Source organism: Pseudomonas sp. nanlin1, assembly GCF_045571515.1.
Classification (GTDB): domain Bacteria; phylum Pseudomonadota; class Gammaproteobacteria; order Pseudomonadales; family Pseudomonadaceae; genus Aquipseudomonas.
The window spans coordinates 2290854-2313109 of sequence record NZ_CP124218.1 but is presented as its reverse complement, the minus strand read 5'-3'; the positions used below and the strand labels follow the sequence as shown (position 1 = coordinate 2313109).

18 protein-coding genes are annotated in these 22256 nt (G+C 61.0%); 7 read left to right on the top strand and 11 right to left on the bottom strand.

Annotated elements, in window-relative coordinates; genetic code table 11:
* The first annotated feature begins 53 nt into the window (after positions 1-53).
* From QCL65_RS10855 to QCL65_RS10845, 3 genes are all read left to right on the top strand, one after another.
* Positions 54-617, top strand: a complete 564-nt coding sequence (locus QCL65_RS10855; protein WP_407316223.1) for a type 1 glutamine amidotransferase domain-containing protein — start codon at positions 54-56, stop codon at positions 615-617.
* Between the two features lie 151 nt (positions 618-768).
* A complete protein-coding gene (locus QCL65_RS10850) occupies positions 769-1731 on the top strand; it encodes a FecR family protein (protein ID WP_407316222.1) in 963 nt (320 codons plus the stop codon).
* A 9-nt stretch (positions 1732-1740) separates the two neighbouring features.
* On the top strand, positions 1741-4572 hold the full coding sequence (locus QCL65_RS10845; RefSeq protein WP_407316221.1) for a TonB-dependent receptor plug domain-containing protein: 2832 nt from the start codon (positions 1741-1743) through the stop codon (positions 4570-4572).
* A gap of 31 nt (positions 4573-4603) precedes the next feature.
* On the opposite strand, the gene QCL65_RS10840 is transcribed toward QCL65_RS10845, so the two are convergent.
* From QCL65_RS10840 to QCL65_RS10830, 3 genes are all read right to left on the bottom strand, one after another.
* Complete coding sequence (locus tag QCL65_RS10840; protein ID WP_407316220.1) at positions 4604-5935, bottom strand: DUF3100 domain-containing protein; 1332 nt, start codon at positions 5933-5935, stop codon at positions 4604-4606.
* Between the two features lie 300 nt (positions 5936-6235).
* On the bottom strand, positions 6236-7162 hold the full coding sequence (locus QCL65_RS10835; RefSeq protein WP_407316219.1) for a Gfo/Idh/MocA family protein: 927 nt from the start codon (positions 7160-7162) through the stop codon (positions 6236-6238).
* 77 nt (positions 7163-7239) lie between these two features.
* On the bottom strand, positions 7240-7677 hold the full coding sequence (locus tag QCL65_RS10830) for a hypothetical protein (RefSeq protein ID WP_407316218.1): 438 nt from the start codon (positions 7675-7677) through the stop codon (positions 7240-7242).
* A gap of 112 nt (positions 7678-7789) precedes the next feature.
* Between QCL65_RS10830 and QCL65_RS10825 the strand changes: the two genes are divergently transcribed.
* Complete coding sequence (locus tag QCL65_RS10825; RefSeq protein ID WP_407316217.1) at positions 7790-8227, top strand: universal stress protein; 438 nt, start codon at positions 7790-7792, stop codon at positions 8225-8227.
* Positions 8228-8266: 39 nt separating this feature from the next.
* On the opposite strand, the gene QCL65_RS10820 is transcribed toward QCL65_RS10825, so the two are convergent.
* The gene (locus QCL65_RS10820) at positions 8267-10189 is read right to left on the bottom strand and encodes an ATP-binding cassette domain-containing protein (protein ID WP_407316216.1); all 1923 of its coding nucleotides are present in this window, start codon (positions 10187-10189) and stop codon (positions 8267-8269) included.
* Positions 10190-10382: 193 nt separating this feature from the next.
* On the opposite strand from QCL65_RS10820, the gene QCL65_RS10815 reads away from it, so the two are divergent.
* Positions 10383-12311 carry a transglycosylase SLT domain-containing protein gene (locus QCL65_RS10815; protein ID WP_407316215.1) on the top strand — a complete coding sequence of 643 codons (1929 nt, stop codon included), beginning with the start codon at positions 10383-10385 and terminating at the stop codon, positions 12309-12311.
* Between the two features lie 144 nt (positions 12312-12455).
* Here QCL65_RS10815 and QCL65_RS10810 read toward each other — a convergent pair whose 3' ends face one another.
* Positions 12456-13757 carry an Nramp family divalent metal transporter gene (locus QCL65_RS10810; protein ID WP_407316214.1) on the bottom strand — a complete coding sequence of 434 codons (1302 nt, stop codon included), beginning with the start codon at positions 13755-13757 and terminating at the stop codon, positions 12456-12458.
* A gap of 328 nt (positions 13758-14085) precedes the next feature.
* Between QCL65_RS10810 and QCL65_RS10805 the strand changes: the two genes are divergently transcribed.
* Positions 14086-14805 (top strand): carbonic anhydrase, encoded by a 720-nt coding sequence (locus QCL65_RS10805; protein ID WP_407316213.1) that lies wholly within the window; start codon positions 14086-14088, stop codon positions 14803-14805.
* A gap of 44 nt (positions 14806-14849) precedes the next feature.
* Here the strand turns inward: QCL65_RS10805 and QCL65_RS10800 are convergent, their stop codons facing one another.
* From QCL65_RS10800 to QCL65_RS10775, 6 genes are all read right to left on the bottom strand, one after another.
* Entirely contained in the window at positions 14850-15329 is a 480-nt protein-coding gene (locus tag QCL65_RS10800; protein ID WP_407316212.1) for a copper chaperone PCu(A)C, read from the bottom strand.
* Complete coding sequence (locus QCL65_RS10795; protein WP_407316211.1) at positions 15329-15931, bottom strand: SCO family protein; 603 nt, start codon at positions 15929-15931, stop codon at positions 15329-15331. The genes QCL65_RS10800 and QCL65_RS10795 overlap by 1 nt, the downstream gene beginning before the upstream one ends.
* Positions 15932-16035: 104 nt before the next feature.
* Positions 16036-16728 (bottom strand): sensor histidine kinase, encoded by a 693-nt coding sequence (locus QCL65_RS10790; protein ID WP_407316210.1) that lies wholly within the window; start codon positions 16726-16728, stop codon positions 16036-16038.
* On the bottom strand, positions 16725-18329 hold the full coding sequence (locus QCL65_RS10785; RefSeq protein WP_407316209.1) for a response regulator: 1605 nt from the start codon (positions 18327-18329) through the stop codon (positions 16725-16727). The genes QCL65_RS10790 and QCL65_RS10785 overlap by 4 nt, the downstream gene beginning before the upstream one ends.
* Positions 18330-18430: 101 nt before the next feature.
* The gene (locus QCL65_RS10780; protein WP_407316208.1) at positions 18431-18691 is read right to left on the bottom strand and encodes a hypothetical protein; all 261 of its coding nucleotides are present in this window, start codon (positions 18689-18691) and stop codon (positions 18431-18433) included.
* An 81-nt stretch (positions 18692-18772) separates the two neighbouring features.
* Entirely contained in the window at positions 18773-19819 is a 1047-nt protein-coding gene (locus tag QCL65_RS10775) for a LacI family DNA-binding transcriptional regulator (RefSeq protein ID WP_407316207.1), read from the bottom strand.
* A gap of 218 nt (positions 19820-20037) precedes the next feature.
* On the opposite strand from QCL65_RS10775, the gene QCL65_RS10770 reads away from it, so the two are divergent.
* Positions 20038-22251, top strand: coding sequence for a TonB-dependent receptor (locus QCL65_RS10770; RefSeq protein WP_407316206.1), 2214 nt, complete (start codon positions 20038-20040; stop codon positions 22249-22251).
* Positions 22252-22256: the final 5 nt, after the last annotated feature.

Genomic DNA, 22256 nt, shown 5'->3' with positions numbered 1-22256 from the left:
GCCCTCTGCCACCGTTGCGAGGGCGCCTGCCCTGCCCCATTTTGGAGTTCATCATGAGCAATCGCCTAGAAGGCCAGAAAATTCTATTTATCACCGCTAACACCGGCATCGAGCGCGACGAGTTGCTCAAGCCCCTGGAAACCCTGGGTGGCTGGGGCGCCAGCGTGACCCATGCGTCGATTGAAGGCGGCACCGTGCAGACTTTCCTGCAAGACACCGAGAAAGATCGCACCGTGGACTCGAACACAAAACTGGCGGGCCTCAGCGCTGCGGACTTCGATGCCCTGGTCATCCCCGGTGGCACTGTCAACGCTGACACCCTGCGCCAGGACAGTGACGCCCAAGCCTTGGTTAAGGCATTCGCGACCGCTGGCAAAACTATCGCTGCCATCTGCCACGGGCCTTGGCTGCTGATCGACGCCGGCGTGGTCGAAGGCAAAACCCTGACCTCCTACCCAAGCGTGCGCACTGACCTGGTCAATGCCAAGGCAGCGGCCTGGGTCGACGAGGCCGCCAAGACTTGCCCGGCCAACGGTTGGAATCTGGTGACCTCGCGCACCCCCGACGACCTGCCGGCCTTCAGCGAAGCGATCGCTAAGGCGCTGGTCAAGGCGTAAACCGCGCAGCGCCGCAATGCCCAGCGCGCATCCCATCGGTTAACCGGCTGATTCGCCCGTAATACCCAGGTTAAACCTGGGCAATGGCTGGGCGAAGCCGGTAACTGATGCGACACTGAGCGCCCTTCCAACAACGGATGATAGGCGGCCGATGAAGCCCCAGCTTGCAAACGATCCGGTCTGGAATAAAGCACTGGACTGGCTCGAATGCCTTCACAAGCACCCTGATGACGCTCGTCTTCAGGCTCAATGTGATGCCTGGAAAGCACAGGACCCGGCTCACGCCAGAGCCTGGAAACGCGCCCAGCGAGTCTGGCAGCCGACAACGGGTGCGGCGCCCTTGGCCGCCGCGACGCTCGATACCTTTGCTGATGCCTATCCCGCTCGCCCTCCACGACGTCGACGTTGGTGGGCGTTGACGGCTATTGCCATACTGGCCGTGGCCGTGGTGCCGCAACTGCCGGTATGGCAGGCCGATTATCACAGCGAAACGGGGCGCATGCTGCACGTGGCCCTGAGCGACGGCAGTCAGGTCACCCTGGGCAGTGACACCCTCCTCAATGAACGATTCTCCCCCGGGCAGCGTGACGTCGAGTTGCTGCGCGGTGAAGCCTTTTTCGATGTCACTCCCGACACTAACCGCCCGTTTGTGGTCAAGGCAGGCAGTGGTTCGGTGCGCGTCACGGGCACCGCCTTTGACGTGCAATTCAATGGCCAGCGCCTCGACGTGGCGGTGCAGCATGGCAGCGTCAAGGTCAGCGACCAGCGTATGGCCTCGCCTGCGCTGAACCAAACGCTGGTGGCCGGTGAGCGCTTGCAGCTGGATTACCAGCATGCCAGTACGTTGCGCAATCGCACCCGCGCCCAACAGATCGCCAGTTGGCGCCAGGGGCAGCTGATTGCCGACGACCAGCCCATCGCTGAGTTGCTGCAAAACATACGGCGCTACTACCCCGGTTTGATCGTGCTCAACGACGAGGTGTTTGGCGAACGTAAGGTGACCGGTGTGTACAACCTGAACGAGCCTGAAGCGGCCCTGCGCGCGCTGGTCCAGGCCCACGGTGGTCGGGTCAAGGCGCTGGGGCCTTGGGTGTTGCTGGTGCTCGGTTCGTAGGCCCTGCTGATGCGCATGCATAACCCTTGGCTGGGCACTCTCGGCGCTGCCAGCGCTCTGCTCTGCGGCTTGGCGGTGGCCGCTGAGGTCCGCCAACCGTTGGCGCAAAGCCGTGCTTTTGCGATCCCGGCGCAACCGTTGGCCGGGGCCTTGCTCGCCTTTGGCCAACTGACCGGGGTTCAGCTCAGCGCCGCCAGCAGCTTACTGCAGGGCCGCGTCTCCCCCGGTAGTCGCGGCCAACACACCGCCGCGCAGGCACTTACCGAGCTGCTGGGTCACAGCGGCGTAGCCTGGCGGTTAAACCCCAGCGGCGACACGGTGCTGCTGGAAGCCAGTGCCGTGGCACTGGAAATCAGCGAAAACATTGTTGTGCTGGGCCAGAGGGATAATGACTTTCAGGGCTCCACCCCGATCGAGCGTAGGGCCATCGAAGCATTTCCCGGCGCCAATGGCGATATCACCACCCTGCTACAGATGCACCCCAGCGTGCAGTTCGCTGGCGCCGAGAAAAACGCCACTACCGGCGGCGAGATCGACCCGGCGAACATCAGCATCAACGGCGCCAAGTTTTATCAAAACAGCTTTATGATCGACGGCGTCAGTATCAACAATGACCTGGACCCCGCGGCGCAGAGTATGGGGCAGTATCGAGGCATCGAAAATCTGCCCAGCCGCTCCCACGGCATTGCTTTGGACGCCGACTTGCTGGAGACAGTGCACGTCTATGACCATAACGTGCCCGCCGAATATGGTGGTTTCAACGGTGGCGTGGTCGATGGGATTACCCGCCGCCCCAGCGAAGGCTTGCACGGCAAAGTGTCCGCCAGCATGACCCGCTCCAGCTGGACCTCCTTTCACATCGCCGACGACAACCGTGCAGCGTTCGAAAACTCCACCGATGAGGACAACCAGCCGCATTTCGAAAAGCTCACCGTGCGCGCCACCCTAGAGGGCCATGTCACGGAAAACTTTGGCCTGGTTGCCAACGTCTCGCGCAAAAGCGCCACCATTGCATTGCCTGCGCAAACCGAGGGTTACCAGAGCACCAGCGACCACGCCAGCAAGGACCAGACTCGGCAGATCGATAACTTTAGGGTCAAGGCCTATTGGACCGCCAGCGAACGCCTGTACACCAGCCTGAGTATTACCTACGCCCCGCAAACCTCGGTGTTGTACCGGGTTAACACACTCGATTCGCGCAGCACCATTAACCAGGGCGGTGAGCAAGTGGCATTCAGCGCAACCTGGCTCGGCAATGCGGCCACCTATAAGCACACCCTGGCCTACACCCGCGTGCAAAGCTCGCGAACCTCGGCACAAAACGACTACAAGACCTGGCGCTGGTCAGAGGAAAAAAACTGGGGCAGCCCGCTGCGCGACGGCGTGCCATCGGCGACCGCCGTGAGTAATGAGGGCGGCAATGGCCAACTGGAACAGACCCAGGCAGCTACCGCTTATACGGTCAAGGCCGACTGGTTAGCGCTGACCGGGTTGGGTATCACCCACAACCTGCAAACCGGCCTGGAACTGGAGCAAAAAGTCGCGCGCTACAGCCGCGACCAGCCGATGTCCGTGGCCAGTGGCCTGCGCACCAACGCCAACACCGCCGGCAACCTGACCTGCACCGACGGCGCCGGGATGGTGGACAGCGACTTCTGCTCCATCAGCGACAATGCCCTGGGCGTGTCCACCCGTCAGTACCACACCAGCCTTAGTGTCTACCGCGCTGGCCGCATAGCCGTCACACAAAACCGCTATGGGCTATTTTTTCAGGACCAGATGCAATTGGGCCAATTGAGCCTGCGCCCGGGCCTGCGCTGGGAGGGGGATGACTATATGGACAAGCAGACCGTCGCCCCGCGTTTCGCCGCCCAATACGACCTGTTCGGTGACCGTACCACGTTGCTCAACGGCGGCCTGAACCGCTATTACGGGCGCAACCTGTTTGCCTACCGGCTCAATAGCCTACGCGAGTCTTTGCGCTCGCGCCGTACCCGAGCCGCCAGCAGCGGCCCGGCCCTCAATGACTTTGGCGCGCTGGAAAACTATGGAGTAGACGAAACCGCCTTCCGTAAGCTCGACATCCCCTACGACGATGAGCTGGCGCTGGGCATTACCCAGCGCTGGTACGACACGACGTTTGACCTCAGCTACGTCAAACGCGAGGGCCGTGACCAAGTCATGCGCGCGCGGGCCAGTACCCTGGGGTTGCCGGCTGGGGACGGCAGCCAGCTCATCAGCAACTACTACACCTACACCAACGTGGGCAAAAGTGAGAGTGATAACGTCAGCCTGACCGTGACCCCTGACTGGAAACTCAACAGCCTGCACACCTCTACCTCCCTACAACTGGCCCTGAGCTGGAGCGCCACGCGCAGCAATATGCAGGGCTACGAGCGGTTGGTCAGTGCCAGCGAGCTTGCGGACGACGATGTGGTGTATGACGGCAAGGTCATGCACTGGAGCGACCTGCCCGCCGGCGATTTCAATCGCCCCTGGACGGCACGCTTGACCACGCAAACAGATATCCCCCTGCTGCACCTGGCCTGGAGCAATTTTCTGCGCTACCGCGGGGGCTACAAGCAGATCGTCGACCGAGGGGCCAGCGTCAGCATAGGTGGTGTGAACTATGACCTGTACGAAGCAGCCAGGGTCAAAGCTGCGCCCACCTGGGACACCCGGGTGCAGTGGGAACTGGCCACCGGTATCGAGCAATCCGTGTTCATGGCGATGGACATCATCAACGTCGCCAACCGGGTCGTACCCGTGGTAACCAGCGGCGGCATTGAGAACGTGGAGAACGGGCGCCAGTTCTGGTTGGAGTTAGGCTACCGCTTTTGACCCCCGCGCCTGGCGCGGGGGGGTTGTCGGCCTAAGCGTGGAAGAACTCTGCAATCAAGACGGCGCCGATGAACGTGCCGAAGTTGGCCAGAAACGATACCAGCACGATGCGCCAACCCAGGCGGCGGAAGGCTGGCAAGTCCTTGGCGATCGACAGCCCGGCGAACGCCAACATCGGCGTGATCACCGCAAGCATGTTCACCGCGCCGCTGGCGGCGCTGATTTGCGCTGCCCAGGGGCACAGGGGCGAGGTCAGGAACATCGCCACCAGCGAGACCCAGCACACGGCCGGAATTTTGCGGCGCGTTGCGCTGCACAGCAGCTCACCTACAAACGCCGCGCCAATCATCACCGCCATGCCTGCGAAAGCCGCCGGCGACAGTGTCTTGTAGCCGACGTAATTAGCGATCAAGGCCAAGGCCCCTGCCGCCAGCCAGGCACTCACTTTGCCGGCCCAGCCCAACTCGCGCACGTCGAGGGAGACGTCGCTCGCCTGCAGCCCTTCGGTGCTGTAGGAAGCCTTGGTGGTACGGCCGATCAACGGCTCCAGCACGCGGTAACCCCAGACCGCCAAAGGCAGCGAAATAAACAGGGTGAAGTAAGTACCCAGGGTGGTGGTGATCAGGTTCGCTGCAGCCGCCAACGCCATGACTTCCTTGGCCATCTCCGGCGTTTGCTGCGCCGCAATCGCCCCAGCTGCGGCGGCCATCATGCTGCCGGAGCCGATGCCCGAGCCCATGGCGAGGGAATAAGGGTGGAATATCCCTAGGCTGGTAATAAAGCCTGCAACGATAGCAATAAACAAAGCGCCGAACAGGGTCCCGGTGAGGTATTCAGCCAATACCCCACGGCCCTCTGGGGAGTCCATACCGTAACGCTCGCCGATGATCGCCAGGCTGGGTTCGCGCCCCACCGAGAACGTCGCACCGATTGCTTCACGCTTGATCCCCAACAACAGCGCCACCGGCAGCCCCAGGACCACCGTACCGACAAAGTGGCCGAACTCCTGAAACACCAGCGCCCAGCCAGCGGCGAACACCACGGGCAACGAGCCACCGACCACCAGCCCTAGCTTGGCGATAAAAATCAGCAAGGCCGGTTGCAACACTGCGGCGGCGCGCAATTGAGTGGCGGGGTCCAGGCCAATGCTGCCGGGCATGCGCCGGCTGGCCAGGCCGATCATGGCGCCGAGCAGAAGCGCCCAGACCATCGGCAGCAAGACCACTTTGCCGGGGCCCAGGGGGATACTGATGGCACCGATGGCTTCGGCAGCGATCAGCACGACCGCAGCCCAGATATACAACTTCACCGTGGCCGATACGGCTTGTTGATCGCCCAGGGGTACAGTTTGAGTCGGTTGCATGGGGTTCCCCTCACCTGCCGAGCAGCCGCAGTAAGGCTGCTCAGAGCATTGTTGTGTTTTTCAGGAGGCGCCTTCCGGCGCCCAGGGCAGATTGTGCAAAAGCCATACAAACATGGCGGCTCGATAAACGAGTGTGTATTGGTTTTTTTAGAGGGGGCCGATATAGAACGGCCACACCCTCAGTATGGGCAGGCCGAGAATTGACTCCAATAACGGCTTGGGGATTTATTGTTGCCTTGACGGCAACACACCAGGCCCCGGCGCGCGCCCTGGGACGGGCAGCGGCCAAGGACTTTTCGGTTAGTCGTTGAAGGGCTCTACGACTGTGCGGCTGCCAGTAAAAAACGCATCGGCGACCAGGCGCAGCGGCTGCAGGTCGGTATCGCTGGCACCGTCGCGGATCAACTGGGCGAAATGTCGATAAAGCGCGGGGTACTCGGCTTCTTCATCCACCGGCAAGGCCTGGCCATCGAGGCTCAGGCTTGCGCCGCCGTGGTCCAAGCGCAGGGTGCCATCGGCGCAGCGCACGTCGATGCGCCATAGCTCATCGCCGACGTGCCCCCAGTCAAACTCGGCATGCACCGCCAAGTCGTGGGAATCGGTCATGCGCACACTGGCGGCAATAGGCGCCTGGCGGTTGCTGGGTACCCGCAGCTCGGCACTTTTGACGAACAGTGGCTGCTCCAAGAGGTGAGTGACAATGGACAGCGCATTGATGCCCGGGTCGAACACGCCAAGGCCGCCTGGTTGCCAGATCCATTGCTGGCCAGGGTGCCATTTGCGCACGTCTTCCTTCCACTGCACAGTCACCGCCAACACGCTGCGTTGCGCCAGCCAGGCCTGTGCCGAAGCTACCGCAGGGGCAAAACGCGAGTGCCAGGCGAACAGGCAACTCAAGCCACGCTCACTGGCCAGCTCGGTCAGGGCCATGGCCTCGCCCAGGCTGGCACAGGGCGGCTTCTCCACCAGCACGTGTTTACCCGCCAGCAACGCCCCGCGGACCTGAGCGTAACGGCCCTGGGGCGGAGTGCAGAACGCCACGGCGTCGAGGTTCGGGCAATGCTCGAGCATGGCCCGCAGGCTGTCGTAGTTTTCGACCCCTGGGCAGGGGTCGCCGAGGGTAGCCACGGCACATAATTGGTAAGCCGGATTGGCCAAGATGGCAGGTACGTGTTGGTCCTGGGCGATCTTGCCGTAGCCCACCAGCCCGAGACGAAGAGGTTGCATCGGCTGACTCCTGGTTTTTTATTGTTGGAAAAGACAGCGCTTATAGCAGCAAATGGCCCAGGCCTGCACCTGCGCCGTTACGCCAGCACTTTGAGCAGTGTGGCAATGGCCTGCAAACTGCGGCTATCGCCCTTCTCGCCCCAGCACAGGGCAATCATCTGCGGCCCTGCTTCGACCTTGAAGACGTCGCCCGGCAACCCGGCAAAATGCTCCAGCAGCACAGCGTCGGTGCACGGCTCACGCCACTGGTTCAACCAAACCCCGGGGGCGCTCTGCCAATAGCACCATTGCGCGGGCTGGCGGCCCCGGCGAGCGCGCTGGAACTGCGCACAGGGGCTCGGCGGTTGCACTGGCAACCAGTGGGGCCAGGCTTGCGGGGTCAGTTGCATGGACAACCCCATGCGCCGAGCTTCCAGGCGCAAGGCCATCTTGCCGCCTTGATGGCGGGATGGGCGTAGCCAAGCCAGGGGGCTTAACATCAACGCAAGGATTGACACCACTACCCATACCGTCATATCACTAGCCCCCTGAAAATCCATATAAATAAGTTGGTTAGCAGCCTAATAGGCGCCGTGCGTCAATAGGGCCATACTAGGCGCATAACTCATTCGTTCAGGAGCGCAACACATGCCCTACACCCACATTCTGGTCGCCGTCGACCTGACCGAAGAATGCAACCCGATCGTCAAGCGCGGGCTCGACATCGCCATGACCAACGGCGCCAAGCTCTCGCTAATCCACATCGTTGAGCCCATGGCCATGGCGTTTGGCGGTGACGTGCCCATGGACCTGTCGTTGCTGCAACAACAGCAGTTGGACCAAGCCAAGGAACGCATGGCGTCCCTCAAGCTGAAATACCCCGAACTGGTGGCCGGTGAAACCCTGCTGACCTACGGCCAGCCCCGCCAAGAGATTCACGACAAGGCTAAAGAGCACCACTGTGACTTGATCATCGTCGGCAGCCACGGGCGTACCGGCCTGGCCCTGCTACTGGGCTCGACCGCCAACGATGTGTTGCACGGTGCACCCTGTGACGTATTGGCCGTGCGCTTGAAGCGCGATTAACGGCAAGAAGGCCGCCAGCTTACTTGGCGGCCTCTGGCTTCAAGCATCCAGCTCAGCCCAACGCTCGAGCATCACGTCGAGTTGCTGTTGCAGTTGCTCAAGGCGAGCAATCACGTCGGCCCTTTCACTGGCCGGGCGCTGGTAGAAAGTAGGCGAGGCCATTTCCGTCTGCACATCGGCAATCACCTGCTCCTGGGCTTCGATCTGGGCGGGCAACGCCTCCAGTTCTCGCTGCACTTTGTAGCTGAGCTTTTTCTTGGCAGGGGCCGGCGTTGCAGCCTCAGCGGCGGGGACTGCCGCTGGGGCGCTGACCACCGCACTGGCCAGTTCAGCCTTGCCGGATTTATTTTCGGTGACCCCCAGCAGTTTTGGCGAGCCGCCCTGGCGAATCCAGTCCTGATAACCGCCGACGTATTCGCGAACCTTGCCATCACCCTCGAACACCAGAGTGCTGGTCACTACGTTGTCGAGGAATGCCCGGTCGTGGCTAACCATCAGAACGGTACCCTTGAATGCTGACAAAACTTCTTCGAGCAGCTCCAGGGTTTCTACGTCCAGGTCGTTGGTCGGCTCATCGAGCACCAGCAAGTTCGCCGGTTTGCTGAACAGCTTGGCCAGCAGCAAGCGCGCACGCTCGCCACCGGACAAGGCCTTGACCGGCGTACGCGCCCGCTGCGGGCTGAACAGGAAGTCGCCCAGGTAGCTCAGCACGTGACGGCTCTGGCCATCGATCTCGATGAAATCGCGGCCTTCGGCAAGGTTGTCGATGACGGTTTTTTCCAGGTTCAGCTGGTGGCGCATCTGGTCGAAGTAGGCGACTTCCAGGCGCGTACCGGCGGCCACGGTGCCGCTGGTGGCCTCGAGATCGCCAAGCATCAGCTTGAGCAGGGTGGTTTTGCCCGTACCGTTGGCGCCCAGCAGGCCGATGCGGTCTTCGCGCTGCAGGACCATGGAGAAATCCTTGACCAAGAACGGCCCGCCTGGGTGGGCGAAGCTGACGTTCTCGATGACCATCACCTGCTTGCCTGACTTCTCGGCCACATCCAGCTGGATGTTGGCCTTGCCCTGACGCTCGCGTCGCTCGCCGCGCTCGACGCGCAGTTCCTTGAGGGCGCGCACACGGCCTTCATTACGGGTGCGGCGCGCTTTGATGCCTTGGCGAATCCACACTTCTTCCTGGGCCAGGCGCTTGTCGAACAGCGCGTTGGCGGTTTCTTCAGCTGCCAATTGGGCTTCTTTGTGCACCAAGAAGCTGGCGTAGTCGCCGTTCCAATCGATCAGGCCGCCGCGGTCCAATTCCAGAATGCGCGTGGCCAGGTTCTGCAGGAAGGAGCGGTCGTGGGTGATAAACAGCACGGCGCCACCAAAGCTCGACAGCGCTTCTTCGAGCCAGGCAATGGCGCCGATGTCCAGGTGGTTGGTGGGCTCGTCGAGCAACAGCAGGTCAGGCTCGGACACCAGCGCCTGGGCCAGCAGCACGCGCCGGCGCCAGCCGCCGGATAGCTCGGCCAGGGTCTTTTCAGCGGGCAGCTGCAAGCGGCTCAGGGTGCTGTCGACCAGTTGCTGCAAGCGCCAGCCATCTTTGGCTTCGAGGTCTTGCTGAACGTGCATGAGCTTGTTCAGGTCTTCATCGGTAACGATGTTCTGGCTCAGGTGGTGATATTCGGCAAGCAGCGCCCCAACCCCGTCCAGCCCTTCGGCGACGACGTCGAAGACGGTGCGGTTGTCAGCCACCGGCAATTCCTGGGGCAGTTCGCCAATCTTCAGTCCCGGCGCGCGCCACACGTCGCCTTCGTCGGGGCGCTGGTCGCCCTTGACCAGGCGCAACATGCTGGACTTACCGGTGCCATTGCGGCCGATGATACAAACCCGCTCACCACGGGCGATCTGCCAGGACACCTTGTCCAACAGCGGCATGGCGCCGAAAGCAAGGGACACATCGCTTAATTTGAGCAGGGTCATGGGCTTCTCCAAAAACGGGGGGCGCATTCTAACCGAGTTACGCGCGGATCACAGCACAAGCCGATGGAGCGGCTCGCTCACAAGCGGATACAAGCACGGTGCTTTCATCCCCCTCGGGCAAAAGCTAAGCTAGGGGCAATCAGTGCCTAGGGTCGCTAGGCGCTTGTCATGCTTTCACCTGCTTGGATGCCCAATGCGCCGTCGCCTTTTCAGCCTGTTGTCCTGCCTGCTTCTCACCGCCTCGGCGGTTTCCACTGTTCAGGCTGGTGATTTAACCCTGCAACGTCAGTATTACGATGAAGCCAAACGCGCGCTAGCCAAAGGCGACAGCGGCCCCTACATGCGCTATGCACCTATGCTGGTGGACTACCCGCTGGAGCCTTACCTGGCCTACGACGAGTTGACCGCTCGGCTGAAAAGCGCCAGTAATAGCGAAATCGAGAAGTTTCTTACTGAGCACGGCGACCTGCCCCAGGCCAACTGGATGAAGCTGCGCTGGTTACGCTGGTTGGCCGAGCGCGGCGACTGGCAGCCTTTCGTCAAATATTACGACCCCAAGCTCAACTTCACCGAGCTGGACTGCCTAAACGGCCAGTACCAAATTGGTCACGGCCAACGGGCCGAAGGCTTTGCCGCAGCGGAAAAACTCTGGTTGACCGGTAAAACCCAGCCGGCGGCCTGCGACACGCTGTTTGCCATGTGGGCCGCTGAAGGCCAACTGACCGAGCAAAAACGCTGGCAACGCGCCAAGCTGGCGGCCCAGGCGCGTAACTATCCGCTGGCCAACAACCTGGTCAAAACCCTCACGACTTTGTCGAGCCAGGGCCAACTGCTGCTGGATGTGGCGCAGAAGCCCGAGCTGCTGGCGCAACCTGGGCGCTTTGTGCCGGTCGATGAGGCCATGTCCGATGTGGTCAGCCTGGGCCTACGCCGCCTGGCCCGGCAAGACCCCGAGCAAGCCATGCAGATGCTTGATGGTTACGCCAGCAGCATGCGTTTCTCGGGTGAAGAAAAGGTCGCCATCGCCCGCGAGATCGGCCTGACCCTGGCCCGCCGCTACGACCCGCGGGCCCTGCAACTGATGACCGGCTACGACCCGGAGCTGCGCGACGACACTGTCACCGAATGGCGCCTGCGCCTGCTATTGCGCCTGGGCCGCTGGCAAGACGCGTACGACCTGACCAAACGCCTGCCCACGAGCCTGGCCGAGACCAACCGCTGGCAGTATTGGCAGGCGCGCAGCCTTGAGCTGGCGCAACCGCAGAATCCGCAGGTGCAGGCCCTGTACAAGAATGTCGCCAAAGAGCGCGACTTTTACGGATTCCTCGCCGCAGACCGCAGCCAATCGGCGTATCAGCTCAATAACCGGCCACTGCCGCTCAGCCAGGCACTGATGACCAAGGTGCGCACTGCCCCTGGGGTCCGCCGTGCCCTGGAACTGTATGCCCGTGGGCAGATCGTCGACGCGCGCCGCGAGTGGTATCACGTCAGCCGCCACTTCAGCCGCGACGAGATGGTCGCTCAGGCCCGCCTGGCCTACGACATGCGCTGGTACTTCCCGGCCATTCGCACCATCAGCCAAGCGCAGTATTGGGACGACCTGGACATCCGTTTCCCCATGGCCCACCGCGACACTTTGATCCGCGAAGCCAACTTACGCGGTCTACACACCAGCTGGGTGTTCGCGATCACCCGCCAGGAAAGCGCATTCATGGACGATGCCCGCTCCGGTGTGGGCGCCATGGGCTTGATGCAATTGATGCCCGCCACGGCCAAGGAAACCGCACGCAAGTTCAGCATTCCGTTGGCCTCGCCTCAACAGGCATTCGACCCTGACAAAAATATCCAGCTCGGCGCGGCCTATCTGAGCCAGGTGCATGGGCAGTTCAATGGCAACCGGGTGCTGGCATCGGCCGCCTACAACGCCGGCCCAGGCCGGGTCCGCCAATGGCTACGTGGGGCGAACCATCTGAGTTTCGACGTGTGGGTCGAATCGATCCCTTTCGATGAAACCCGCCAGTACGTGCAGAATGTTCTGTCTTACGCGGTCATCTACGGGCAGAAGCTCAATGCACCGCAGCCTGTGGTGGATTGGCATGAACGGTTTTTCGATGACCAGTGATTGCGGCATAGCGGAGATTTGATATGCCTTAAAAGATCGGGGGCGAGCCCCCTCCTACGGCCCGAGACATATTTGATATATGTCGCTGACCGTAGGAGGGGGCTTGCCCCCGATCTGTTAGGTTCAACCCAACAACTGTTAGGTTCAACCCAACAACTCAGACCCCAGCTGAAACGCCACCCACAGCGCCAGCCCCGTGGCAAATACCAACGCCACGTTCTCGAACAGGTTGTTGCGATACTTCTCGCCGAGCAGCGATTTCTGGTTCGACATGATCAGCAACCCCAGGGAGATAACCGGCAGGCCGACGATGTTCAAAGCGTTTACCCCGATGGTCAGGGTGACGAAGTCAGGCATGCCAGGCAGCGACCAGATCAGTGGTGTCACCAGAATGAACAACATAAACCACTTGTGCATCGGGTCGTGGTGGAATTCCTTGCCATAGCGCTCCCGCCGCTGGGGGCGGATATGTTGGAAGGCGTCGGTGATCAGCATCGGGAACGCTGTGGTCTTGCCGGAAATACTGGCAAACAGCGTAGCGAACACGCCAACGAAGAAGATGTACCAGCCCAAAGGCCCAAAAAACATCTCCATGGCCTTGCCCAGATCGCCCAAGGTATTCACTTCAATGCCGTTGGGCCGCAGAATTTCAGCGCCCACCACCCAAATCGCCAGGTTGATCACGATCCCGACAAACACCGCGAACAGCAGATCGTTACGCTGGATACGCTTGTGCTCCGGCCCTACCCAGCCTTTCTGGCGCATGACATAGGGGTGCACGAAGTTGGCGATCGAGCCCGCCACCGCACCGATCACTGACACCGCCACCAGCACGGCACCGTGTACGCCTTCGTCCGGGGGAATGCTGAAACCGATGGTGCCTTTAAGAATGCCCATCACATCGGGGCCAGACATGACCGCCAGGGCCAGAAAGGCCAGCGTCATAACGGCCAGCAGGCATTTCATGACCCCTTCGATCATCGCGTAGATGTTGCGCCCTACCAGCAGCCACACCACGATCACCACCGCCAGCGAACACAGCAGCGGTTGATTGATGTGCAGCAGCATGGCCAGTGCCTCGCCTGCACCTTTGATCATGTAGGCGTTGATCAGGTGGCCCATGAGCAGCGCGTAGCCCAGCATGAACCAGGCGAAGATCGGATGCAGTTGCGCATAGCCCTGCAGGATGGTCATACCTTGGTTATTACATAGCTGAAAGCGCGCGATGATGTTAACGATCAGGAACCTGAGCAGCAGCGATACAGCCAGTACCCACATCATCGCATAGCCATAGTTGGCCCCTGCGACAGAGGAGGTGATCAGGTCGCCTGCGCCGAGCCATGACAGCACTGCGATAATGCCGGGGCCTAGCAGTTTGGCTATGCGCTTGATGCGCGATTGCCCAGGCGCAAGCGCCTTGTCCGCGACGGAAGGTGTGCTCGCCATTTGAGCGAATCTCCATTGTTGTTTTTAGTGAGAACGCCGCCAGTCAATCACAAGATATGATGTCGTACAACAGCCGAATGAGCACCAGCTTACGGAGGTGTTACTAAAGATTTCATGGCGTTTTAACCCCTGCGAACTAGCTGCTCAGACCGCTTGGACGCGCAGGCCTAACACAAGGGGTCTATGCCATTTGGCAGTAGCACACCGGATACGGGGCCTATAGATTGGCCTCGTCAATGTTATGCAAGCCCCTGGCAGCAAGGCTGCGGACTCGGGAACCCCCGGAGCCACAGGCCCTTACTGCGAAAATCTATTGTCGAGGTATTGGATGAAATCTTCGCTGTCTCGCCGCAAAGTGTTGCAATGCGCTTGCTGCCTCCCGGCAGCCGCCGTGCTGGCTCAATTGCCGCTGCCTGCCCTTGCCGCCCCCGCCTCGGCACCGCGCACCACCATGACGCCCGACCAAGCGCTGCAAGCGTTACGCGACGGCAATCAGGCGTTTATGAACGACAAACCCATGAATGGCGAACGTGATCGCAAGCGTCGCCTGGAGATCGCCAAAGGGCAAACGCCCTTCTGTGTGCTGATCTCTTGCTCGGACTCCCGTGTGCCGCCCGAACTGCTATTCGGCCGTGGTCTGGGTGAGTTATTTATCGTGCGCAACGCTGGCAACACGGTCGATACCGTGGCGCTCGGCTCGGTGGAATATGCCATCAGCCAACTGGGTGTGCCGTTGGTGGTGGTAATGGGCCACGAGAAATGCGGCGCCGTGGCGGCAGCCGTTTCCGTAGTAGAAGAAGGCACGTTTTTCCCGGGGGCAATCGGGGCGATGATCGAGCCAATCGTGCCAGCGGTGCTGACTGCCAAAGGCAAAAAAAGCAAGAACTTGCTGGAAGATTCGGTACGCAGCAATGTGCAGCGCACCGTGTCACGCTTGCGCTTGGCCTCGGAGCCCGCCCTGATGGCTCCGCTCAAGGCCGGCCAGGTCAAGGTCGTGGGCGCCTACTACAGCCTGGAAAATGGCGAGGTCACTTTCTTCGACGTCTGACCAGCCGCCCGCGCAGTAGACCACGGGATCCACTGCGCGGGCCGTCAATGGGCGCCGCTATGGCCAGCATGGCCGTTGAGCGCTCGTACCGGAGCAAGCACCTCGATGGCCTCCTGGGTACCATCGGTGGCTTCGACGGTCAGCTCGAGTGCAACCTTATCGCCCTCTTTCACCTGCCCCGCCAACCCCATCAGCATAATGTGATAACCCTGGGGGTCGAGTTTGACCGGCACGCCCGCCGGCAGGTCGAGCCCATCGACGTGCTCCATGCGCATCACCTCATTGGCGGTGCTGGAACGGTGGATCTGCGCGCTCTTGGCCGCCTCTGACTGGACGCCAACCAGCTTGCTGTCGACACTGGCGGTCAGCGTCATGAAGGCGCCCGTCGCAGGCTGGCCAGGTACGGTCGCGCGTACCCAGGGCTCGTCGACTCGCGTCTGGGCCGTGGCGTGGCTGGTCAAGGTCAGCAGTGAAAGCAGCGCCAGTGCGCGCCATGCTAAAGGTTGGGCAGATTGCAGGTTCATCAGCAGACTTCCATTACGGTGAGCATGTCTTCTGCACATTCCTGTGCAGTCAGTGAAGAGGCCAGGCCAAGGCGCAACACGCCCCGGGAGTCGAACACGAAGCTAGTGGTGCTGTGGGACAGGGTATAGCTTTCACCGAAGGGGACCTTCTCGTAAAACACGCCGAACTCCTTGGCTGTCGCGGCGGTTTCGGCCAGGGTTCCGGAGAGGGCCACGAAAGAGGGATCGAAGGCTTTGACGTAGGCGTCCAGCACCGCGGGGGTGTCGCGTTCCGGGTCGAGGGAGATAAAGATCACCTGCAAACGATCGCCATCACGGCCCATCAGCTTTTTCGCCTGGGCGGCCCGGGCCAGCGCCGTGGGGCACACCGCCGGGCACTGAGTAAAACCGAAGAACACCATGGGCATCAAGCCGCGAAAGCTCGACAAGGTTTTTTCGTTGCCTTGGGGGTCTTTGAGTTTGAAGGTACGGCCGAGGATCTGATTGCTCAGGTCCTTACCGTACTTGAACGATAACTTGCTCTCGTCGGAACACCCAGCCAGCAAACCGAGGCCGAGCAGCCCCATACCGGCAATCGCCTCACGGCGGGTCAAAGAAGGCATCAGCTATTTACCATCGTTAACGAAGGCCGCCATTCTAGGGGAAATGTTCACCGAGCGGTTCGCCTCAACCTGTCACATTTTGTGAGGCGCAACGAGATAGCTGACTAAGGCAGGTGCAACGTAAATAAACCACCACCCAGGCGCCCGCCATTGCCAAGTTCGATGCGTCCACGGATGCCATTGCGTTGGTGGCGCCCGGCGATTTGCGCGGCGAAATAGAGGCCCAACCCGGTACTGCCGGTCGACTGATCAATGCCCTGGACGTATTCGGACTGAAACTCCACCAGCTCGGCCGGGTACCCTGGGCCGTCGTCGTTGATACTCAACGACAACTGCCCGCCCTCCTCGCGCACCTCAATATGAATAGCGTTGCGAGCGAAGCGGATGCCGTTGATCAAAATATTGGACACCACCGACCCCATCAGCTCGCGGTCGAAAAAACCCAATGGGCATAGGCTGTCGACGTCGTAAGTGGCGCTGATGCCACGGCTACCCAGGACTTCCTGATGCCAGGCCAACTGCGCCTCGATAAAGTCATCCATCTCGTGGTATTCGGGGCGCAAGGGTAACTGGTTGACCTGCAGCTTATACAGGCCCAGCAACTGCACCATCATGCCGTTGAGGTGGGCAAACTCATAGTCGATGACCGCGCGCTCGGCCGTGTCGCGTTGCGGCTCGGCCAAACGCCCCTGCCATTGACCATGGGCCTGCATCACGGTCGCCAGGGAGTTCTTCATGTCATGCACGGTAGAGGCAATGACCATGGAAAAATCCAGACCTGCTTGCTGTTCACTCATGCGCCAAACGCCCTGATCTGCATTTTCTGGAAGCGCTCGTAACGCGGGTCGCTGTCTGGCATCTTGCCAACCATTTTCAGGCAGGCCCGACACTCCTCCAGCTTGGCCGCATCAGCCGCAGCGCCTTTGGCCGGCAGTAGAGATTGCGCCAAGTTCAGCGCGAAACTGATGTTTTTAGGCTGTAAGCCCAGCGCCTGGCGGAACAGCACTTGGGCCTCTTCCAACTTGCCGCCCTTGTAACTGCGTACACCCTGCACGTTCAAGTCCATGGCGACCTTGTTGGCCCCTAAGATCGCCGGGTCGTCGGTCTGGCTGGCGATGCTTTGCATCACCACCGGGTCGTCGCCGTAGATCTCCGCGCAACTTTTCAGCACCCCAGCCCCCGCCTCGGCTTGACCTAAATCCTGCAACTGGGCCGCCACCGCCAGCGCCGCATCGGCGCTCAAAAACTCGTCCATGCCCTGCAATCGCCCCATGGCTTCCTGAGTGAGCTTAGCTGCCATTTCAGGATCCGACTGTTTCAGGCTAGTGGCCTTCATCAGCCGAGTGCGCACTTGCAGGCCTTGGTCTTGCCCATGCTCTTTGGCCACTTCGCCCAGGGTCTGGTTCAGTTCGAGTCGGCTGCGCGCATCCAGGCCCTGGTCGCCATTTTTGCTGATCAAGGCTTGGGCGAAACCTAAATTGGTTTCCGGGTCTTTGAAACGCGAATGCTGCCCTTGGGCCACGGCGTGGCGATAGGCCTTGGAAGCGCTGTCGAAGTCTTTGTTATCCAGGGCCAGCTTGCCCAGCAAACGCTGGCGGCGCACGGCTAGGGGGGACAGGCGTACGGCATCTTCCAGAACGCCCTGGGCCCGCTGGGTGTCGCCCAGGGCGACCAGGACATCCGCCATGCCGTCGTACAGTGCCGGCAGCATAGGGAATGCTTTAAGGGCGCGCTCGTAAAGCTCCTTGGCGTCGGCGTATTTTTTCCGCTTGCACAGCAGACTGCCCAGCGCCCCGTAGGCCCACGGCGTGGGGCGATCGGCGAGAATCGTCTTGAGGAACGCTTCCAGGGCGTCATATTGGTTCAGATCGCGCAGCGCATCGGCCTTGTAGCGCAAACACAGCGGTGCATAGCGTTGGTCTTGCTCAGTGAGGCTGGTACAGGCTGCCAGCACCTCGTTCGGCAAACCGCGATCCAGCGCTTGCAGAATCGGCTTGAGCAGGGTCTTGCGTTGCACCAGTTTTTCCAGACGCTGGGCCAGGCCGGCACGGTTGAAGGGTTTGGTCAGGTACGCGTCCGGCTCCCACTCCAATGCGCTCATGACCATGGCCTGGCTATTCTCTGCCGTGACCATGATAAACACGCTTTCGTGGCTCAACAGTTTGTCCACCATCAAGTCTTCAAGCACGTGCTGGCCATTCTTGCGGCCATCGCCCAGGTTGAAGTCATGCAGCACGAAGTCATAGCGTTTCTGCGCGCACATCTTGAGCGCCAACTCCCCTGAGTCGGCCGTGTCCACGTCTTTCACACCCAATTCGCGCAGCATGGAACGCACCGAGCTGCGGAAATCGGAAAAGTCGTCGACGATCAGAAATTTTCTTTGGTTGTACGCCAGCATGGGGGGTCCTGTAGGAAGGGGAAGCCAATGAGCGCAATGGCCAACACAAAGTGTTTATCGGCATGCCTTGAAATTTCTAGAGATTTTCCCCCGCTGTGTACTCAATCGGAGCCTTGAGGCTCGGCGGCGGCGCCATTGGCGGCGGCGTTGGCTTTGACTTCGAAGGCCTGGCGTTCTTCCTGGCTGAGTACCCCACGGTCCCACAGCTCCATGGCGGCGGAGAGGATCCAGCCGTGATAAAACGCTTTGGAAAGATCACGGGTCTCGCTGCCCATGGCTTCAAGCAATGAATTGAGTTGGACTAGCTTGCGAGCTTTCAGGGCTTCGGGGCTTTCGGAGATTTCAGGGCTTTCGAAGGTCATTGCGGGTCCTTGGTACTAGGGCCGGAGGGCTATAGGAAATTGCCGCCATCATAGAATATTCCGTTACTGCCCGCTCAGCCCTCAAGTGCTCTCGCGTTCCACCACCTCGCAGGCCAGCAGGTTCAACCGCTCCAGGCTGCCCTGCCCGGCTAACACGCCAAGGCTCTGCAGTACCCGGGTCGCCGCCAGGACACCAATCTCCAAGGCCGGTGGCCTGATCGTGGTCAGGCTTGGCATCAACATTTCGGCGAAAGGATAATCGCCAAAGCCAAGCACTGCGCAATCCTGGGGGATCCTTACCCCGGCGCGTTGCCCTGCCAGTAAGGCGCCGGCGGCCAGGTTGTCGTTGGCGAAAACAATCGCATCGGGCCTTTGTGCCCTGTCCATCAGGGTGTCCATGGCCTGCTTACCTGCTTCGAATGGCGCGCGATCGGCATCTGGGACGAACAGCAGGGGTTCCAGGCCCAGCTCATGGAGGGTGGCCATGTAACCGTCCCGGCGCTCCAGCGCACTGAAATCACCGGCGGCGCTGTTCTGCACAAAGGCAATCCGCCGGTAGCCACGGTCATAAAGGTAACGGGCCGCGCTCACCCCTACCTGATGGTGGCTGAAGCCAATTTGCATCATTGCTCGCTGGGGTTGGTAATCCCACATTTCGATCACCGGGATGTCGGTATCGGCGAGCATTTTTTCCGTCGCGGGGCTATGGAAGTGGCTGGTCACCACTAACGCGGCGGGCGACCAGCCGAGAAACGCCCGTACCGCGCTTTCTTCTTGATCGGTAGAGAAATAGCTGGAGGCCAGAAGCAACTGATAACCGTGCCGGCTGAGGGTGTCGCTAAAGCCCTGAATAGTCTTGGCGAAGATGGGCCCCGAAATATTCGGCACCACCATGCCGACGATGCGACCTCGGGCGGATGCGAGGCCGCCGGCGACCAGATTGGGCACATAACCCAGCTCGGCCACGGCCGCAGCGATCTTCTGGCGCTGGTCTTCAGCGACCTGCTCAGGCTGATTGAAATAGCGGGAAACGGTCATCATCGACACGCCCACTCGCTTGGCCACCGCCTGCAGCGTGACCCGCCCGGCGCTACGACGCTTGCGTGTCGGCTCTTTATGCTCACTCAAGCAGAACGCCCTCGACAAAACAAAAAGACATATAAAAATAATTTTTAAGTATTGGACGGTCTATAAAGCACATACGGATACTGCTGATGTTAGCGCTAACTAACTGTGTATGCCAGCTACTCGCACAAGCGAATGTGGCCCGACATTGCGGCGCATCATCAGGCGCAGTGGCCATAGAGCCACGAGCCGCCAGGGCACTTTCCATAGCGAGCAATCCAATGCGGGATACTTTTGTAAAACTCTATAGCCCAACCAGACTGGCTCACACCATCACCGCGGCGCTGGCGCTGAGCAGTTTGCCGACCCTCGCCACTGCCGACGACGGCCAGGCCGTCACGCTGCAGGCGGTCACCGTCACGGCCACGCGGCGCGAAGAATCTCTGCAAAGCGTTCCAGTGGCCGTTTCGGTGGTGCAAGGCGAGCAGCTGGAGCGCGACAACCGCAACAGTGTCGCCAGCCTGGCTCAGCAGGTCCCCAGCCTGAATTTCCGTACGGGCGCCTCGAACAAAGACACCTCGCTGTTTGTCCGTGGGGTCGGCACCATCTCGACCTCGCCAGGCGTCGAACCCACCGTGGCCACCGTGGTCGACGGCGTGGTATATGCGCGGCCCGGCCAAGCCACCCTCGACCTGCTTGAGTTGGATCGCATAGAAGTGCTGCGGGGCCCCCAGGGCACACTGTTCGGCAAAAACGCGTCGGCCGGGGTGATTAACGTGATCAGCAAAGCGCCCAGCGCAGACACCCACGGTTACATCGACCAGGCGTACTACAGCGGCAACGAAAGCCGCACCCGTTTCGGCATCGGCGGCAGCATCGTCGACAATATCCTCACCGGCTCGGTCAGCACCCTGTTCGGCAGTTACGACGGCAACGTCGATAACCAGGCCAACGGCCAGGAGGTCAATGGCTATAACCGCAAGGGCGTCCGGGGGAAACTGCTGTTCACCCCCAACGACGAGTTGACCCTGACCGTCATCGCCGACTACATGCAGGCCCACGATGACACACCCAATGGGGTGATCAGCCAGGCCCTGACCCCGGCCTTCGCCGGCGCCCTGGCCCCGGTGCGCGCCGGTAGCGACAACCGCGACATCCAGAGCGACTACCGCAGCCACGTGGAAGACACCAACAAAGGCTTGTCGGCCCAACTGGACTGGAGCTTGGGGGACTACACCCTGACGTCCATCACTGCCTGGCGGGGCTGGAACAACACCCAATGGCAGGATGGCGACCGTCTGGCCAATATCAGCGCGACCTTCCCTGGCACCGAAGACAAAGGCGAGCTGGACTTCAACCAATACTCCCAGGAACTGCGCCTGGCCTCCCCCAAAGGCCAGTTTCTGGAATACGTGGGCGGCCTGTTTTATATGCACGGCAAGGACGAGGAGACCTACCGGCGTACGCTCATTACCCCGACCACGCGCAATGTCGGAGTGGCAGACTACAGCACCACCAGTGATAGCTATTCGGTCTTCGGCGAAAGCACGCTGAACTTCACCTCGGCTTTTCGCGGCATCGCCGGCCTGCGTTGGACCCACGACCAACTCGAGTACGACCACCGCCGCGTGTCCACCTCCGCGACAACCGTCAGCGGCATCCAGCCCGGCACCCGCAGCTCCGGGTCGGTGGATGAAGACGGCTGGTCCGGTCGCCTGGGGGTGCAGTACGATTTAGCCGACAACGTCATGACCTATCTCACCTACTCACGCGGGTACAAAGGCCCGGCCTACAACGTGTTCTTCAACATGCAGCCGCGGGACACCAGTGCCCTTCGCCCGGAAACCTCGAACACTTGGGAGCTGGGGTTCAAAGCCACGGCATGGGATGACCGGGTGACCAGCAATGTCGCGCTGTTCCATAGCGAATACGACAACTACCAAGCCAACTTTTTCGATACCGTGGCCAATCAGGTGGTCACCCGCCTGATCAACGCTGGCAGCGTCACCACCCAGGGCATCGAAACGGATATCAGCCTGCAGGCCACCTCACGTCTTAAGTTATCCGCTGCACTGGCCTATACCCGCGCGCGCATCGACAGTTTTGCCTGCCCGGTAGGCGCCACGGCCAGCTGCAACGTCAACGGCAAGACCCTGCCCTATTCGCCGGACTGGAAAAGCTACCTGCGGGCTGACTACACGATCGCGCTGGACAACGGCCTGGACGTCGAACTGGGCACCGATTACAGCTGGCAGAGCGAGGTGCAATACGACATCACGCAAAACCCGGATACCCGCCAAGGCGCTTACGGCATCTGGAACGCCAGCGTCGCCCTGGCCGACTACAACGAAGGCTGGCGTGTGGCTTTACTGGCCAAGAACTTAGCGAACACCTCCTACTCCCCGATGCTGGCCAGTGGCAGCGGCTACATCTACCGCGCCGTCCCGCGAGACGACGAGCGTTACTTCGGTGTGCAATTGCGCAAGGATTTTTAATTCAC

Coding starts and splice junctions, on each gene's coding strand:
- QCL65_RS10855 (WP_407316223.1), top strand. CDS start 54: ATGAGCAATCGCCTAGAAGGCCAGAAAATTCTATTTATCACCGCTAAC.
- QCL65_RS10850 (WP_407316222.1), top strand. CDS start 769: ATGAAGCCCCAGCTTGCAAACGATCCGGTCTGGAATAAAGCACTGGAC.
- QCL65_RS10845 (WP_407316221.1), top strand. CDS start 1,741: ATGCGCATGCATAACCCTTGGCTGGGCACTCTCGGCGCTGCCAGCGCT.
- QCL65_RS10840 (WP_407316220.1), bottom strand. CDS start 5,935: ATGCAACCGACTCAAACTGTACCCCTGGGCGATCAACAAGCCGTATCG.
- QCL65_RS10835 (WP_407316219.1), bottom strand. CDS start 7,162: ATGCAACCTCTTCGTCTCGGGCTGGTGGGCTACGGCAAGATCGCCCAG.
- QCL65_RS10830 (WP_407316218.1), bottom strand. CDS start 7,677: ATGACGGTATGGGTAGTGGTGTCAATCCTTGCGTTGATGTTAAGCCCC.
- QCL65_RS10825 (WP_407316217.1), top strand. CDS start 7,790: ATGCCCTACACCCACATTCTGGTCGCCGTCGACCTGACCGAAGAATGC.
- QCL65_RS10820 (WP_407316216.1), bottom strand. CDS start 10,189: ATGACCCTGCTCAAATTAAGCGATGTGTCCCTTGCTTTCGGCGCCATG.
- QCL65_RS10815 (WP_407316215.1), top strand. CDS start 10,383: ATGCGCCGTCGCCTTTTCAGCCTGTTGTCCTGCCTGCTTCTCACCGCC.
- QCL65_RS10810 (WP_407316214.1), bottom strand. CDS start 13,757: ATGGCGAGCACACCTTCCGTCGCGGACAAGGCGCTTGCGCCTGGGCAA.
- QCL65_RS10805 (WP_407316213.1), top strand. CDS start 14,086: ATGAAATCTTCGCTGTCTCGCCGCAAAGTGTTGCAATGCGCTTGCTGC.
- QCL65_RS10800 (WP_407316212.1), bottom strand. CDS start 15,329: ATGAACCTGCAATCTGCCCAACCTTTAGCATGGCGCGCACTGGCGCTG.
- QCL65_RS10795 (WP_407316211.1), bottom strand. CDS start 15,931: ATGCCTTCTTTGACCCGCCGTGAGGCGATTGCCGGTATGGGGCTGCTC.
- QCL65_RS10790 (WP_407316210.1), bottom strand. CDS start 16,728: ATGAGTGAACAGCAAGCAGGTCTGGATTTTTCCATGGTCATTGCCTCT.
- QCL65_RS10785 (WP_407316209.1), bottom strand. CDS start 18,329: ATGCTGGCGTACAACCAAAGAAAATTTCTGATCGTCGACGACTTTTCC.
- QCL65_RS10780 (WP_407316208.1), bottom strand. CDS start 18,691: ATGACCTTCGAAAGCCCTGAAATCTCCGAAAGCCCCGAAGCCCTGAAA.
- QCL65_RS10770 (WP_407316206.1), top strand. CDS start 20,038: ATGCGGGATACTTTTGTAAAACTCTATAGCCCAACCAGACTGGCTCAC.